Genomic DNA, 16,031 nt, shown 5'->3' on the forward strand with positions numbered 1-16,031 from the left:
GGTCCCGACGCCCGGCGAGCAGGCATGGGCGCGGTGGATGCGGTGAGTGCGGTGGGCGCGGTGAACTCGGTGGGCTCGGTGGGCTCGGTGGACTCGGTGGAGAGCCGACGGCCCGCCCCGTCGGCCCTCAGCCGCTGTCCGAGGCGGCGCCTGTCGCGGCGGGGCCGGGGTGACCCTGGTGGATGAAGGGGGCCCAGGCGGCCGGGCGGTCCAGCCGTGGACCCCCGCGCAGTTCGCCGAGCAGGTCGTCGCCGAGCGATCCCGGGTTCTCGCGGTGCGGATCGAGCATCCACATCTGCGCCGCCCTGAGCGCGTCCACCGGACTGAGGCCCTCGACGGACACGTAGTGGTGGAACACGGCCATCATCAGGGCCGAGGCGGAGTCACGGGTGGCCCACCGGGAGCCCACCACGTCGCGCGCGCCACCCGCCACGAAGGCGGTCGTCAGGGTGAGCGCCTCGTCGTGGTCGCGGGTGCTCAGGTCCGTCTCGCAGGCACTGAGCACCACCAACGGGCCGTCGTCCGAGCCCTGTTCACCCGTCCGGCGGCCGAGGAGCCGGGACACGGTCAGCATGCCGGGGTTCGGCCGCGCGTCCGGCCCGCCCTCGTCCGGCAGCGGTTCGGGACAGTCCTCGGGATACGCCAGGTGCAGTGCGGACGCCGTCGGGCTCGGCCCGGCCGAGCCGTGGCAGGCCACGTGGAGCACGGACGGGGTCCCGGCGAGCACGTCGAGGAGGTCGTCCGGGGTACCGGCGGCCTCCGGTTCGACGGGGAGGTCGTAGAGGTCTCCGTACAGCCGCGCCCCCGGGTACAGGGACCGGTGGAGTGCCGCGACCTCCAGCTCGGCGTGCGGCAGGCTCATGCTGGGATCCGCCACCAGGACGGGGTCGGCGGCCGGGGCGCGCCGGGCGCGGCGGACCGTGTCGAGGAACTGCCGGCCGGACGCCGCGTAGCTGAACACCATCGCCTGGCACGCGTACGCGTGCGGTGCCCCGGCGGGCAGCCGCGCCGCGTGCCACGGGACGATGCCGAGGCGCCCGCACGGCACCAGCACGATCCTCGGCGGGCCCGGCCGGCCCCCGCGCCGGTTCCCGTTGGCGGCGAGCCGCTCCGCGACGCCGCTCATGACGGGCACGATCACCGCTCCGGTCGCCCAGTCGCACAGCTCGGCGAGCGCCTCCTCCCACTCCTGCTCGGCGGACGCGTCGTGGGGCCGCGACTGGTGCCGGGCCGCCGCGTCGAGGTAGCCCTCCAGGGGGCCGCTGCGCTCGCCGGAGAGCATCGGCAGCGCCCGCACGCCGGTGCCGGTGTCCGGGCCCACCACGATCGCCATGCCCGGCGCGGTGCCCTCACCGGCCAGCAGGTAGACCAGCGCGTCCGCCTCGCCCTCCGCGACCCCGGCCTTCAGCTCCTCGACCGTGGGTGTCCGGAACAGTACGCCGTCCGGCTCCCGGTGGCCGAGCGCCACCAGCGCGCGGCGCCGCAGGGAACTGGGCAGTTCACGGGGGAGCACGCCGGGCTCCCCGCCGCCGGCGGTGCCCGCCGCCCGCCACTCCCGGGCGAGTTCGTGGTGGCCCCGGGACTCCAGCAGGTCGGGGACGGCCCGCGAGGTGGACGCCGCCTGCAGCACCAGCGCCCGGCCCAGTTCCAGCGCGGCCACGGCCTCCTCGACCCGGCCCTGGGAGGCGGCCCAGACGGCGGCCCGTACGCCGCGGTCGGCTCCGGACCGGGCGGCCAGCAGACCGTGGTCGGGGCCGGACTGCAGGACGACGTCGCCGGCGAGCGCCTGGAGGGCCTCCATCGCCGCGCTTGTGGCGGCGTCCCGGTCCGCCGGGTCCTGGGTGCGGGCCAGGCGGACTCGGTGGTTCTCCGCGAGCTGCCAGAGCGCGGGGGCGGCGATGTGCGGGTGCCTGCCCTGCCGGACGCGGTCGCGGACCCGCTCCAGTTCGTCGATGGCGGTGTCCAGGTCGGCCGGGTCCTCGGTCACGGCGTGCCGCATCGTCGCCGCCAGGGCGGAGATGTAGCGGGTGTCCGCGGAGGCGTCCGCGGGGAGAGGGGCGTGCTCGGGCATGAGGTCCGGCGCGTCGCCCACGACGGCCCGGGCGGTGAGCAGCGTGTCCCTGACGGCCTTGATCAGCGGGTCGGGCAGGCCGTGGGAGGCGGGGGACATGGAGGCCAGGGTCTCCTCCTGGTGGGCGATGCCGCGCAGGAGCGCCCCGGTGTCCCGGGTGTGCGTGCCGAGGCCGGTCAGCGCGCTGCCGAGCGCGAGCCGCACCACCGGGTGGAACGGGTGGCCGGCCGGAACGGACCGCTCGAGGGACTCCAGTTCGTCCACCAGCGCCGCGAGGTCCTCCCGGGACTCCGCCTCCTCCGCCTCGCGCACCCGGAGGAGCAGGTTCATCGCCCGGTTGCCGATGAGGAGTCCGGCGGCGGCCGGGTCGGCGGCCGCCTGCTGTTCGAAGTGCTCGGTGACCTGCCTCGCGTGGCCGCGGGCGGCGTCCGTGTCCTGGTGGCTGCCGCCCAGCGGCTGGCCCGCCTGCAGCACCAGGCGCATCAGGGTCTCGATCTCGGGGGCCCGGCCGTGACCGTCCGGCAGCCGGTCCAGGTCCGTGCCCAGCCGCTGGAGCAGTCGGCTGATCTGCTCCGGGTCGCCCGTCTGCAGGGCTTCCATGGGGCCGAGCAGCGCGGCCAGCCAGGAGCCGAGGACGGTGGTGTCGGCCTCCGGGTCCGGGGCGGCAGGGTCCGGGTCCGGAGTGCCGCCGTCGGCGGTCGCCGTCGGGGTCCCGGGGGTCCCGGGGGTCCCAGGGGATTCGGGGGTTTCGGGCAGGTCCTTCACCAGGTTCAGGAGCATCCGCAGCTGCTCGGTGAAGGGGAGGTCCGCGGGCAGCATGCCCAGCAGCCGCTCCGGCTCGGAGAGACCGGAGCGCGCCATGTACGACAGCAGTTCCCGGGCCTGCCCGAGTTTCTCCCGGACCTCCGGCGGCACCGGCAGCCGACCGGCCTCCTCGGCCAGCGCGGCCAACTTCGCCGCCTCTTCCTCCACTGCGCCCGAGCCCGCCTTCAGCGTCTGGTCGAAGACGGGCCAGAAGTCCGGGGCCGCCCCCGGCGTGCCGACCGGGACCGACACGTCCGTCACCGTCAGCAGGAACATCGCCGCCCACTGCCTGTCCTGCTCCGTCACCGCCTCACCGGACGGTGTCGAAGGGTCCCGCGCCTCGTTCAGCAGGCGCTGCGCGCGCTCGCGGTCCTCCTGGGTGCCGTTCCCGGTGGCGTACCGGACGGCGAGCAGGGCGCCCAGACGCACGGTGACCACGCCCAGCAGCGCGTGATCGTGGTCCAAGAGGCCCCGCAGGCCCGAGAGTTCGGCCACCGGGCCGTCGAAGTCCCCGGGGGACAGGGTCCCCTCGCCCGCCCGGGAGATCAACCGGGCCGCCCTCTCGGTCGCGTCGGCGGCCCAGAGCCGCAGTCCCCGGACGCCCCCGTCCGAATCGTCGCTCACCATGCTCGCGCGTCCCCCTGTCCGCCGCTGGTGTTTCCGCATCCGCCGGCTCACCGGCCCCGTGGGCCCATGATGGCTCCACGGCCGCTCCCGCAGTACGGCGATCGCGTCAAATCCCGGAAGGAGACCGGAAGTCGGCCAGGAGACGCCCTGAGAGGTGGTAAGGCTCCCTGGGGTTGCCCGAAGCGCGCGGCACCGCCGTTCGCCGTGTGCGGCCGGCCGCCGGTGTCCGGGTGGTCGGGGGCGGGGCGAACACCGGTCGTTGTCCGGGCCGGTGGTTCACCCGGCGGGGGACGTGCTGCTTCGCTGGTCCCGTGGGGAAACGGCGGAACACGTGGAGCGAGGGCGAGGGAGGGAGGTCCCGTGGACCTCGGTGGTGCGACCGTTCCGGTGGCCACGGTCGTCGGAGTCGTCGGAACGCTGCTGTCCGCGCTGCTCACCCAGCGCGCGGCGGACCGCAGCCGGCAGCGCGAGCAGGAGCGCACCGAGGAGCTGCGGGAACGGCGCAGTGAGACCCAGGAACTGCGGTCGTGCTACGTGGCGCTGAACACCGCGGGCCGGCAGTACCTGGCCGCGCTCACCGACCAGGTGCACGCACTGGACCGCCCCGGGGAGCCGGGTTCCGTACGGCAGCGGCTGACCGAGGCACGCGACCGGTACCGGGACGTGTACGCGGAGGCCCAGATGCGGCTGCCGCAGCGCGTGCTCGAGCACGCGGGTGGCGTCAGCCACGACCTCGGCGTGGTGTACGGCATGGTGCGGCGGCTGGACGACGGCGTACCGAGACGCGGGGACTCGCCCGCCGCCGTGCGGGAGGGCATCGACGCGCTGTGGGAGCGGTTGCGGGGGATGCGGCGCGAGATGCGCGCCGATCTGGGCGTGTCCCGGGCGGATTCCGGGTGTTGAGCGCGGAAAACGGGCGGAACGGCCACCGGGGGCCCGGCGGATCGGCATAGTACGGATCGGAACGGGGGCCGATCCCCTTCCGCCGGCGAGGCGGGGACGGAGGCAGGTGTCGGTGGGCGACGAGGAGACCGGCGGTGTTCTGGGCCTGCGCGCCTGGGCGGCGGACGCGATGGAGCGGGCGAGACGGTTGGTGCCCGGCGCGGGGGCGGGCACGTCGCCGCCGGACCACGACGCGACGGTCGCCGAACTCGACGGCCTGGTCCGCCTCCTGGACCACGATGCCGGCCTGCGCGGTGCGGTGAGCGTATGGCTGGCGGGCGCGCTGACCCTGCGGCACGCCGCCGGGGGCGGCGCGCCCGCGGACCGGGAGCGCGCGGAGCGGCTGCTGCGGGAGGCGCGGGACCGGCGGACGCCGCTGGGCGCGGCGGTGAGCGACGAGGACAGGCGGTGGGCGGCGCTGTTCCTGCTGTCGCACGTGGTGCCGTTGCGGCCGGGGCCGGGCGCGCCCGGGGCGGCGCCCGACCTCTCCGCCCTCCTGGAGCGGGTCACACGGGTGGGCCCCGCCGGGATGGTGGCCATGGCGGCGGAGGTCGAGACGCTGACGGCGGAAGTGATGGAACTGCCGCTGCCGTCCCCGTTCCTCGACGAGCTGCGCCGGATGCGGGGCGTGCTCGCGATGCCTGCCGGGGCCGGGCTCACCGACCTGCTGACGGGCATGATGCCCGCCGGGACACCGGCGTCCGACCAGCTGCGCCGGATGGCGGAGCGGCTGTTCGGCACAGACGACGCCCCCACGACGGGGCATGCCGACACCTCCGGTACCGGCGGCCCGGTCTCCGCGCCTGGGCGTTCCGGGACGCACGAGACGGCGGCGGCCGCCGGTCCAGGTCCCGGCCGCCCGGCTTCCGAGTCCAGCCGCGTGGCTTCCGGGTCGGGTCGTCCGGCTCCTGGTTCCGGTGGTCCGGCTTCCGGGCCGGGGCGTCCGGCTTCCGAGTCCGACCGTGTGGCTTCCGGGCCGGGGCGTCCGGCTCCCGGTTCCGGTGGTCCGGCTTCCGAGTCCGACCGCGCGGATTCCGAGCCCGGCCGCCCGGCCGGTCCCGGGGACCGGCATGCGGACGTCCCGGGGCCACGGCCCGCGCCGGAGCCCGGGGCGGACGAGGCGTCCGGACCCCGCCGGAACCCCGGGCCCACCTCACCCCCGCCCCCGCGGCCTCCGCTCACCCCCGACGACTTCCGCCGGCTCATTGCCGCGCTGGACACCGTGGGCGAGACCACGGCCGGGCTCGACGACGTGCTGAAGCGGGGCGATCCCGAGGCGCTCAACCGGCTGCTCGCCCAGCTGCGTTCCGTCCAGGACACGCCGCTGCCCGGGCCGGACGCGACGCCCGCGCTGGAGAGCCTGAGAGCGCTGCTGCTCGCCGTCAGCCCCGCCGTCGGCGGCACCTTCCAGGACCGGTCGGCGGGCCGGGCCCACATCGACACGGTCCTGGCCCACCTGGAGGGGATCGCCGGGTCGCCGATCCCGGGGGTGGGCGACCCCTCTGTCCTGGGCCGTGCGTTCGCGACCTTCAGCCGGATTCTCGAAGCGGGCGAGACGGAGGACGTCGAACGGCTCCGTGAGCTGGTCGAGGAGGCCGAGGAGCTGGAGAGGGCGGTGCCCGAGGACCATCCGTGCCGTTTCGCGGTGCTCTCCTGCCTCGGCGCGGCCTACGGCCGGCTCGGTGCCGTCACCCAGGACAAGGAGATGCTGCTGCGGGCCCTGCCCTACACCGAGCAGGGCATCACCGGCGCCAAGGGGAGCGGACTGCCGTTCGCCGGCGGGCCGCCCCCGCCGGACATCCCGATGCCGGACCCGGCCCTGCTCCGCGCGGGCCTCACCGGCGAGCGGGTGGCGGTGCCCGAGGATCTCCCGCCCGAGCCTCCCGAGGGTGCCTCGGCGGAGGAGGCCGACGCCTACGCGGCCTCCCTGGGCCTGCGCTTCTCCCACACCCGCGATCCGGCCGACCTCGACGCCCTGGTCCAGGCGCTGGAGCGGATCCGCGACGAGGTCCGGCGGGGACGGGGGCAGCGGATCGCCGCCGACGCGCTGTGGCGTCTGGCCGAGGCGTACCACCTGCGCAAGGTGCTGAGGCAGGACCCGGAGGACACCGTCTGCGTGGACGCGGCCAAGGAGGCGCTGACCGCGCTGGCCGCCGACGTCCTCCTGCAGACCGGGGCGGAGCACGGACTGCTGGCGGCACGCTCCGGGGCGAGCCGTGGGCTGCGGGCCGCCCGCTGGGCGCTCACGTGCGGGCGGGTGCACGAGGCCGTGGCCGCCCTGGAACTGGGCCGGGCCCTGGTGCTGCAGGCGGCCGCCACCTCGTCGGCCGTGCCCGAACTGCTCGACGCGGCCGGACACCACGAGCTCGCCGAGGCCTGGCGGGCGGCCGGCCTCTCCCGTGGCGCCGGGGCGGCCGGAGGACCGGGTGTCCCCGGCGAACTGCCCAGTACGCTGCGCCGCCGGGCCCTCGAAGCCCTCGGCTACCGGCAGGAGGACGGCGGCCCGCTCGCCACGCCCACGCTCGCCGAGCTCGCGGACGGGGTCGCCGAGGCCGGCGCGGACGTCCTCGTCTACCTGGTCCCCGGTGAGGACGAGGTCCCCGGGATGGTGATCGCGGTGGGGCCGCACCTCGGGGCCGGAACGGGCGCGCTGCCTCTGCTGTCCGGCGCCGGGAGCGGTCCGCTGGAACGCTACATCGACGCGGCGGACGCGCGCGGCGACGGCCGGGAACGCGACCCGTCCGCCGAGCAGGCATGGGAGGACGCCCTCGGGACGCTGTGCGACTGGGCGTTCCAGGTGCTCGGCCCGGTCCTCGCCGGCATCGAGAAGCGGCTCACGGACGCCGGGCGGCTCGACGGCCGGCCGCTGCGGGCCGTCCTGGTGCCCTGCGGACGTCTCGGCATCGTCCCCTGGCACGCCGCACGTTCTCCGGGCGACGCGCCCCACCGCCACCTGTGTGAGACGGTGGTCGTCAGCTACGCCGCGTCCGGCGGTCAGTTCCTGCGTACGGTCGGGCGCGCGCCGCGCGACCCGGCGGCCGCCCCCGTCCTGGTCGCCGACCCGACCATGGACCTGGTCCATGCCGATGTCGAGGTCAGGGCCCTGCGGGACGCCTTCTACCCGCGAGCGCGGCTGTGCGGAGAGGTCTCCGACGAGCCCGACGGGAGACTGGGCGCCGCGACACCCGACGAGATCCTCGCGCTGCTCGCCGACGGAGCCTCGCTGCTCCACGTGGCCACGCACGGATCGGCGGGCACGCGCCCCACGGTCTCGGCCCTGTACCTCGCCGTCCCGGAGGGCACCGGGGACAACCCCGTCCCCGAGGCCGCGACGGACGGCGCCGCACCGGACACCGGCCTGCTGACGGTGACCCGGCTGCTCGACCGCACGGATCCGCGACGCGGCCCGGCGGACGGCGCCCCGGACGGCCCGCTGGTCGTGCTGAGTGCCTGCGAGACCGACCTGAGCAACCGCGACCACGACGAGGCGCTGACCCTCACCACGGCCTTCGTCTCCGGCGGGGCACGGGACGTCGTCGGATCGCGGTGGCGGACGGCGGACAGCGCGTCGGCGCTGATGATGGCGGTCTTCCACCACCACCTGACCGTCGACGGGCTCGGCCCCGCCGACGCGCTCAGGGCGGCGCAACTGTGGATGCTCGACCCGCACCGGGAGAACCCGGGCTCGCTCGACGGCGAACTGCTGAGGGAGATGGAACGCCCCGGACTCGACCGCATCCCGCTGTGGGCCGCCTTCGTCCACCAGGGGCATCCGGGCCGGAAGGAAGCGAGGACACGGAACATGACGGACGGCACGACGCACGGCACGACAGAAGGGGGGAACGCGTGAACGACGACGGCACGGGCGGCGGCCGCGGCGGAACGGAACGGCTGCTCGCCCTGGTCGGCGAGCACCGGGACACCGTCCGGGACGCGCTCGACGACGAGCAGTACGCGCTGCTGCTCGCCCGGCTGGCCGCTCTCGGCGACGCGGCGCCCGACGACACGAGGGCGGTCCGCAGAGCGCTGCAGGGCGTACGCCTCGCGCTGCTGCCGCTGCCGCTGGACCATCCGGTGCGCCTCGCGCTGGACTCCGTACGTCTGGTCGCGGCGCCGCCCGGGCCGTCCACCGTGGCCGGGGCGCGGGAGCTGATGGCCCGCCTGGTGCTCCCGGAGCCGGCCTCCGGCACCGACGGCACCGAGAGCACCGGCGACACCGGCGACACCGCCCAGGACCAGCTCTTGAGCGCCCCGGCCCTCTCCGCCGACGAGGCGCGCGCCCGGTGCGGCGGCACGGCACCGCCTCCCGAACTGATCAGACTGACGGACGCCCAAGGCGGCGACCGCTACCCGGAGTTCCAGTTCGGCACGGGCGACGGCAGGCCCTGCGAGGTGGTCCTGGAGGTCAACCGCGTGCTCCTCGCCGACATCGACCCCTGGGGCGCCGCCGCCTGGTGGCTCAGCGGGAACACCTGGCTGGGCGGAACGCCCGCGTCGCTCCTCGGCCGGCTGCCCGACCGGGAGCTGGTCGGCGCGGCCACGGCACTGGCGGAGGGGGACTGATGAGCGGCTTCTTCCCCATGACACCGCTGGAGCTGCGCCCCAACCGGCAGGTGGTCCCGGCAGGCACGGAACTGTGGCGGGTGCACAAGTCCAAGTACGCTCCGGACCAGTTCAACCCGATCCTCGCGGACGTCCACGACCACCGCGAGGGCGGCCGTTTCGACGGCACGGCGCTGGACCCGTACCACTCCCTGTACCTGGCGGCCGACCCGACCACGGCCCTCGCCGAGAGCGTGCTGCGCTCGCGGCCCTTCGACCGGCGGTCCAGCATGCGGTACATCCCCTGGATCACGGTACGGGAACGGTCGTTGAGCGCCCTGCGGACCAGGTGCGACCTGAGCCTCGTCTCACTGCTCGGGGAACAGGACCTGGCCGCCGTCTGCCAGGACTCCACGCTCCTGGAGGACGAACGCAACTACCCGCAGGCCAGGCGCTGGGCGAGCGAGATCCGCACGCAGACGCCCGACATCGTGGGCCTGGTCTGGCAGTCCCGGCGCAACCGGCCCGAGCACGCCCTGGTGCTCTTCCACGACCGGTTCGACGGCTGCGACGGCTGTGACGGCAAACCGCTGGAGGTGCTGCCGGACGGCGGGATCGCGGACCTCGGCTCCGACGCCGGGATCGAGCGGGCGAACGAACTCCTCGAACCGCTCCGGTCGGAGATCTCCCGGCCGAGGCGCCCGTGACGAGCGGGACGGCACGGCGTCGTCCAGGCGATGGAGCCGGACTTCCAGGAGGTCCGCCACCTCTGCGGTGAGGGGGTGGGCCTTGCCGATGCGGTCCTTCGGGACCGATGAGCAGGGGGATGAGCGCGTCGGGCGAGAACAGGCGGGTCGCGGGTTGCTCCAGGCTCATGACGTCCAGCAGGGCTGCCCCCCCCCGGGAGCACCGGAATGCCGTCTCAGCAGGAAACGCCCGTGAAGAGCATCGTCGTCCCGTTCGACCCCGGCACGCCGCCGGCCCCGCTGCGGCGGTTCGGGCACCCCGAGGTGATGGAGCGCTGGCACACGGTCGACCGCTCCGCCCACGCCCCGCACCTCGTGGCCGTCCCGGGTGACGACGGCGAGGACTGGACCGCCGCCGCGCTCGTGACGGCACGCCCGCACACGGCCTACCTGAAGATCGTCGACGCCGTGGGCGACGTGCCGGCGGCCGTCGCGGTCGTCGTCACCCACGCACGCCGCCGGGAGCTCGCGCAGGTCAAGTGGGAGGGATGGACGGCACGCCCCGAGGACGCCGCTGCCGCCGGCTTCGTCTCGATGCGCCTCCCGCTCGCGCAGTCGGAGGGCGCGGCCGGACCGGCTGCCGGTTACGTCCGCCGGCTGCACGACGGCGTGGTGGCCGCGAACCCCCGTACTACGGGCAGACCACGCACTTCACGTGCGGCGCCGTCACCGCCCTGGTCGCGCAGGCGCACGCGGGAATGCTGCCCAGGGAGGCGCTCGACCGCCGGGCGGAGCTGACGCTGTGGCGCGACGCGACCAACTTCCTCGCGTGCGAGCCCGTCGGACTGGGTGTCGCCGTGCGCCGGACGTGGCCGTCGTCCCCCGTCACGGTCCACCTCGACACGGACCGGCCCGTCCTGCTCGACCACCTCCCGGAGCAGGAACAGGAGTGGCGCGCCCTGCTCCAGCGCACGTCGCGTACGGACGCCGGACGGATCGGCGTCCCGGTCGACCCGCGCCGCCTCTCCCTGACCGCGATCCGGGACGCGCTCGGCCGGCGGGAGCACGTGCTGCTCCTGCTCTCGCTCGCCCGGACGCAGGGCTTCGACGTGCCGCACTGGGTGCTCTGCCACGGCACCGTCCCCGGCGCCGTCGTGATCGAGGACCCCTGGGCCGACGCGGCGACGGGCGACACCTGGGTCGACGCCCACCTGCTGCCCGTCCCGGACCCGTCGCTCGACACGATGTCGGCCCTCTCGGCGGACCGCTTCCGCGGTGCCGTGACCATCGGCCGCCCGCGCCCGTGACACCCCGGCTCGGATACCGGGAACGACGGCCGGTCAGCGGGTCGCCGGCCGTGCGGACGGCCTCGGCGATCCAGGCCATGGCCTCGAGCACGTCGAAGTTGCCGGCGTGCGGCTGGTTCCAGGCGAGCCGGTGGTCGAGGTTCTCGACCTGCTGGTCGGCGGCGAGCGCCCGGTCGAGGTTGACCGAGACGGTGAACGCGGTGTCCCGGCCGCGGGGGCCTTGCCGGGGGACGAGCCGTCGGCGCCGACCAGTCCGCGGCCGCGGCTGGCGACGTCGACGAAGACGTATCCGGCCTTCAGGGCGGCGCCGACGTTGCTCGTCGAACTGCCTTAGGAGGAAACGGCGGTGACGCTCGCCCGTATGTAACTGGCCATCCAACCGTCGTTGTTCACCGCGAGGTAGACCGGCGCCCGCTGGTCGCCGAAGGCGCTCTCGGGGACGAACACGTTCATGCTCTGGTAGCCGCAGGCGGTGTGGGGAATCGTGGTGGTGCCCCCGCCGGGACCACCGGGCTGCTGCGCCGCCGCGGCGACCGGGTTCGCGACGTAGCAGACCTCCTTGTACCAGCGCACGTCCACCGGCCGGCCGTCGACGGTGACGGTGAGCGTCGTGTAGGCGCCGGAGTCGAAGGCGAGCGCGGCGCCCTGGGGGTCCGCGGCACGGCCGCGGCTCTGCGCGGGGGCGACCGCCGCGACGGAGGCCGGCACCGCGACGGCCGTGAGGACGAGGGAACCCGCGAGCGCCGTGCTTCTCAGGAGGCGTTCGCGGCGCACGGGGCGTTCCGCCCGCACGCTCGTCGAGTGGGCGAGTGCATCACGTCCGTGGGAAGCGGTCAGCCGCCGCATGGGTCTCCCCTCATCGAGCACCAAGTGCTTCGCCGATGCCTCGGGGGCAAGGTGTGACGCACGCCACAAGATTGTCAACAATATGCCCGGCAATCTCGCGGACGTTCTTCCCGGAGCTCTCGGCCCGAGCGCGATGCGGGCGCGTACGGTCGTACACGCCGGGAATGTACGACCGTACGCTCCACCTGTAGGCTCCCCGCATGACTGTCGACGTACTGCAGCAGCCCACCCGGGCCGACCGGCGGGCCCGTGCGGCCGTGGCCGTGCTGTTCCTCACCAACGGGGCGCTGTTCGCCAACCTGCTGCCGCGGTATCCGCAGATCAAGGCCGATCTCGGAATCGGGAACGCCGCCTACGGGCTGGCCGTCGCGGCGTTCCCGACCGGTGCCATCGCCGCGGGCCTGGCGGCGGGAGTGCTCGTCCGCCGGCTGGGGTCGGCCCGCGTCGCGGTGGCCGGCACCCTGCTGACCGGCGCGGGGGTCCTCGCCGCGGGCCTGGCCGACTCGGTGGCCGTGTTCGCGGCGGCGCTGTTCCTGGCCGGGGCCATGGACGCGATCACGGACGTCGCGCAGAACGCCCACGGCCTGCGGGTGCAGCGCCGCTACGGACGCTCCATCATCAACTCCTTCCACGCCATCTGGTCCATCGGCGCCGTCACCGGAGGGGCCATGGCCGCCGGCGCGATCGCCCTGGACCTGTCCCGGGGGCAGCACCTGCTCGTCTCGGGTGTGGTGTTCGGGATCGCCGCCTGTGCCGCCCTGCGCCACTGCCTGCCCGGGCCCGACACCGAGCCGGCCGAGGAGGGAGGGGGCGCCGCGGGCGGCGACCCGCGGCCGGAGCGGAACGCGACGACCTCCCGGCGCACCGCGTACATGCTCACCGCTCTCGTCCTCATCGCCACCGCCGGCACACTCGTCGAGGACGCGGGCAACTCCTGGGCCGCGCTGTACCTCGCCGACTCCCTGGACGCGTCGGTGACACTGGCCGCCTGCGGATTCATCGCCCTGGTCGGAGCGCAGTTCGTCGGCCGTCTGATCGGTGACCGGCTCGTGGACCGGTTCGGCCAGCGGCAGGTGGCCCGCGCCGGCGGGGCCGTCGCCGCGGCCGGCATGGGCCTGGCGCTGGCCGTCCCCACGGTCCCGGGGACGGTCCTCGGCTTCGCCGCGGCGGGATTCGGCGTGGCGACCCTCGTGCCCGCGGCGATGCACGAGGCCGACGAACTGCCCGGCCTCAAGCCCGGGTCGGGACTCACCATCGTCTCCTGGCTCATGCGCCTGGGCTTCCTGTGCTCCCCGCCCGTCGTCGGACTCGTCGCCGACGCGGCCGGCCTGCGCACGGGCCTGCTCGTGGTACCCCTGGCCGGACTGCTCGTCGTCCTGCTCGCCGGGGTGCTGCGACCCCGTCGACGCTGAGAGCGAACGAGTTCGACGGTTCCTGCCCCGTCACGCGTGACCGGGCCGTCACCGTCCTCGATGTGGTGCACGACCACTTCGCGCACGCCTGCGCGGTCACCCCTGCTTGCTGTCGGGTGACGCTCCGCATGCCGGTGCGCATAGGCCGGGCTCGCCCGCGCGTCACGACGGCACGGGTTCCAGCTTGCAGCGGAAATGGCGGAGGAGCGGGGGCTGTTCGATCACGCGGTAGCCGGGGATCCGCTCCTTGGCCTTCACCGTCGCCGCCAGGACCTCACCCACGTGGTTCAGGTGGCTGAGCCCGTAGGTCCTGCGGGGAAGCGCCAGCCGGACCAGTTCGTAGGGGGCCGTGGTGACCGGTGCGCCGTTCTCGTCCTCGCGGCCGAGGTAGAGGGAACCCAGTTCCACCGAGCGGATGCCGCCTTCGAGGTAGAGCTGACAGGCGAGAGCGTGGCCGGGGAAGCGGTGCGCGGCGATGTGCGGGAGCAGGCGGCCGGCGTTGAGGTAGAGGGCGTGCAGGCCGGGGGGTTCGACGATGCCGACGCCGGCGTCGCGGGTCAGGCGGGCGAGGTGGTGGGCGGCGTCGGCACGAGACCGGAGGTAGGAGGGATCGGTGACCTCGGTCAGCCCCTGGGCGACCATGTCCAGGTCCCGGCCGGCCAGGCCGCCGTAGGTGGGAAAGCCCTCCGTGGCGATGAGCAGCAGCTCGCACCGCTCGGCGAGGGCGCGGTCGCGCAGGCCGAGGAAGCCGCCGATGTGGACGATGCCGTCCTTTTTCGCGCTCATCAGACAGCCGTCCGCCAGCCGGAACGCCTGCTCGGCGACCTGGCGCGGACTCTGGCCGCGGAACGCCGTCTCACGCTGGGTGACCAGCCACGCGTTCTCCGCGAAACGGGCCGCGTCGAGGAAGAGCGGAACCGAGTGTTTCCGGCAGAGGGCGGCGGCTCGGGTGAGGTTGTCCATGGACACCGGCTGGCCGGCCACGCCGTTGTTGGTCAGCGTCATGACGACCAGGGCGATCCGGGAGGCGTCGGGGCCCCGCAGGGCTTCGTCCAGCCGGTGCAGGTCGATGTCGCCCTTGAACGGCTCGTCGCTGTCGAGATCCCCGGCCTGCGGGCAGGGAAGATCCACCGCCTGGCAGCCGGCCAGTTCCACGTTGGCGCGCGTGGTGTCGAAGTGGGTGTTGCTGAGCGTGATCCGTCCCGGAGCGAGCAGGGCGGAGAAGAGGATGCGCTCCGCCGCCCGGCCCTGGTGGACCGGCAGGACACAGGGGTAGGAGGTCAGTTCCCGCACCGCGTCCTGGAAGCGGTAGAAGGACCGTGCCCCGGCGTAGGACTCGTCGCCGGCCATGCCCGCGGCCCACTGCGCCGCTGACAGGGCACCTGTTCCCGAGTCCGTGAGCAGGTCGATCGTGACCTCGTCGGCGCGCAGCCCGAACAGGTTGTAGTGCACGCGCCGCAGGGCCCGTTCACGCTGTGCTCTCGTGGTCACCGGAATCGGTTCGACGACTTTGATCCTGTACGGCTCCATGAACTCACCTTTCCTGGTGCGCGGTCTGCGCGGTCTGCGCGGCCCGACCGGTCATCCGGTGGTACGGGGTCGGCGTGCGCCGCGCGGTGGGCGGACCTCGTAAGCCTCCGGCGAGAAGTAGACGTTCACGCGAGGCGGCTGCCAGGTGCTCCGCACGAGGGACACATAGGCGATCAGGCCCACTCCGTCGGACGGGTGCCGGGACGTCATCGCGGCCAGCGCGCGGTCGACGACGACGGCGTCCATGCCGTGGAGCCGGAGGACGGCCGCCGCACGGTCCCGGGCGACCCCGTCGTCCCGTGCGTAGTCGCGGACGGGCACATGGACGGTGTAGCCGCTGGGGTGCTCCCTGTCCCGCTCGGTGTAGGAGAGGCAGGACACCGGGGGCCGGTGGGCGAAGCGCCCGGGGTCACCTCCCACCATGCGGCAGAACTCGTCCACCCGCCCGGCACGGTCTCCCGGCAGCAGGCGGGAAACGGCGTGCACGTCCGTGGCGGTGACGTCGTGGTGAGCGACGTAGACCTTCACCCGTGGCGTGTGCCACCGGCCCAGATCCAGTGCGAAGAACAGGATCTCGTCCTTCTCGGGGCCGCGTGGCGTGGCTCGTTCCCGCAGCGCGCGCCATGCCCGGCCGAATCCGAACCGGCTCAGTGCCTCCTCCACGACCTCGGCGGCCCGCTCCCGCCCGTGGGCCTGTGGATTGACGTACACCTTGATGCCCGGGGGCCGGTCCTGCCGCAGGTCCATCGCGCACCACAGCGCGAAGGGGCCGTGGGCCGCCGCCGGGAAGAAGAGGTCCTCCACCCGGCGCACCGGTTCGGTCGAGAAGGCCCGGCGCGAGGCCAGTGCCTCCAGGGCCCGCAGGCCCAGGCGGCCGTTCTCCTCGAATGCGGCGGCCGTGCAGCCGGGTTCGGCCAGGACGCGTACGCCCGTCTCGCTCCCGGCGGTGAACGCGAGGGAGAACTCCACCGGGGAGTGGTCGTCGCAGACGAACGAGGGGGAGGGCGGGCCGGCGGCCAAGGGACGCCGGGCGGCGGGACCGAGCAGGTCCAGCAGGTCGAGGAGCGGGACCTCGCCGGCGCCGGCCGGGTCCGCGAACCCGGCCGCACGGCACACTCCGCGCAGTTGTCCCCCGACGTGCTCGCCCAGGGTCACGTCGGTGGCGGCCTCCGCGGACGCCGTCTTCGTGGCGGGCGGGTTCGGCTGCCGGCGGTTGCTCGAAACCATGTGCGGACTCCAGGACGGTGTGCCGTGAACGCTGGCC

10 protein-coding genes and 1 pseudogene are annotated in these 16,031 nt (G+C 74.7%); 7 read left to right on the forward strand and 4 right to left on the reverse strand.

Annotation, left to right across the window (positions count from 1 at the left end; all coding sequences use genetic code 11):
* Nucleotides 1-127: 127 nt before the first annotated feature.
* Complete coding sequence (locus KUM38_RS10720) at nt 128-3,502, reverse strand: CHAT domain-containing protein (protein WP_217129080.1); 3,375 nt, start codon at nt 3,500-3,502, stop codon at nt 128-130.
* 360 nt (nt 3,503-3,862) lie between these two features.
* On the opposite strand from KUM38_RS10720, the gene KUM38_RS10725 reads away from it, so the two are divergent.
* The 6 genes and pseudogenes from KUM38_RS10725 to KUM38_RS10750 all read left to right on the forward strand — a co-directional run bounded on the left by KUM38_RS10725 (nt 3,863) and on the right by KUM38_RS10750 (nt 11,313).
* Nucleotides 3,863-4,405: a hypothetical protein gene (locus KUM38_RS10725; protein ID WP_308408941.1), complete on the forward strand. Its 543-nt coding sequence runs from the start codon at nt 3,863-3,865 to the stop codon at nt 4,403-4,405.
* Nucleotides 4,406-4,517: 112 nt separating this feature from the next.
* Nucleotides 4,518-8,294 (forward strand): CHAT domain-containing protein, encoded by a 3,777-nt coding sequence (locus KUM38_RS43245; protein WP_217129081.1) that lies wholly within the window; start codon nt 4,518-4,520, stop codon nt 8,292-8,294.
* A complete protein-coding gene (locus tag KUM38_RS10735) occupies nt 8,291-9,007 on the forward strand; it encodes a hypothetical protein (RefSeq protein ID WP_217129082.1) in 717 nt (238 codons plus the stop codon). The genes KUM38_RS43245 and KUM38_RS10735 overlap by 4 nt, the downstream gene beginning before the upstream one ends.
* Nucleotides 9,007-9,693, forward strand: coding sequence for an RES family NAD+ phosphorylase (locus tag KUM38_RS10740; RefSeq protein WP_217129083.1), 687 nt, complete (start codon nt 9,007-9,009; stop codon nt 9,691-9,693). Before KUM38_RS10735 ends, KUM38_RS10740 begins: the two co-directional genes overlap by 1 nt.
* Before the next feature lie 207 nt (nt 9,694-9,900).
* Nucleotides 9,901-10,979: pseudogene (locus KUM38_RS10745) on the forward strand (peptidase C39 family protein).
* A 106-nt stretch (nt 10,980-11,085) separates the two neighbouring features.
* Complete coding sequence (locus KUM38_RS10750) at nt 11,086-11,313, forward strand: hypothetical protein (protein ID WP_217129084.1); 228 nt, start codon at nt 11,086-11,088, stop codon at nt 11,311-11,313.
* Here KUM38_RS10750 and KUM38_RS10755 read toward each other — a convergent pair.
* Nucleotides 11,310-11,825, reverse strand: a complete 516-nt coding sequence (locus tag KUM38_RS10755; RefSeq protein ID WP_217129085.1) for a hypothetical protein — start codon at nt 11,823-11,825, stop codon at nt 11,310-11,312. The genes KUM38_RS10750 and KUM38_RS10755 overlap by 4 nt on opposite strands.
* A 200-nt stretch (nt 11,826-12,025) precedes the next feature.
* Between KUM38_RS10755 and KUM38_RS10760 the strand changes: the two genes are divergently transcribed.
* Entirely contained in the window at nt 12,026-13,237 is a 1,212-nt protein-coding gene (locus tag KUM38_RS10760; protein WP_217129086.1) for an MFS transporter, read from the forward strand.
* 162 nt (nt 13,238-13,399) lie between these two features.
* Here KUM38_RS10760 and KUM38_RS41725 read toward each other — a convergent pair whose 3' ends face one another.
* A complete protein-coding gene (locus KUM38_RS41725) occupies nt 13,400-14,767 on the reverse strand; it encodes a tryptophanase (protein ID WP_254396979.1) in 1,368 nt (455 codons plus the stop codon).
* A 51-nt stretch (nt 14,768-14,818) separates the two neighbouring features.
* Nucleotides 14,819-15,994, reverse strand: coding sequence for a tryptophan dimethylallyltransferase family protein (locus KUM38_RS41730; RefSeq protein WP_254396980.1), 1,176 nt, complete (start codon nt 15,992-15,994; stop codon nt 14,819-14,821).
* Between the last annotated feature and the right edge of the window lie 37 nt (nt 15,995-16,031).

It is taken from the genome of Streptomyces sp. AC558_RSS880, assembly GCF_019049255.1.
Lineage (GTDB): Bacteria > Actinomycetota > Actinomycetes > Streptomycetales > Streptomycetaceae > Streptomyces.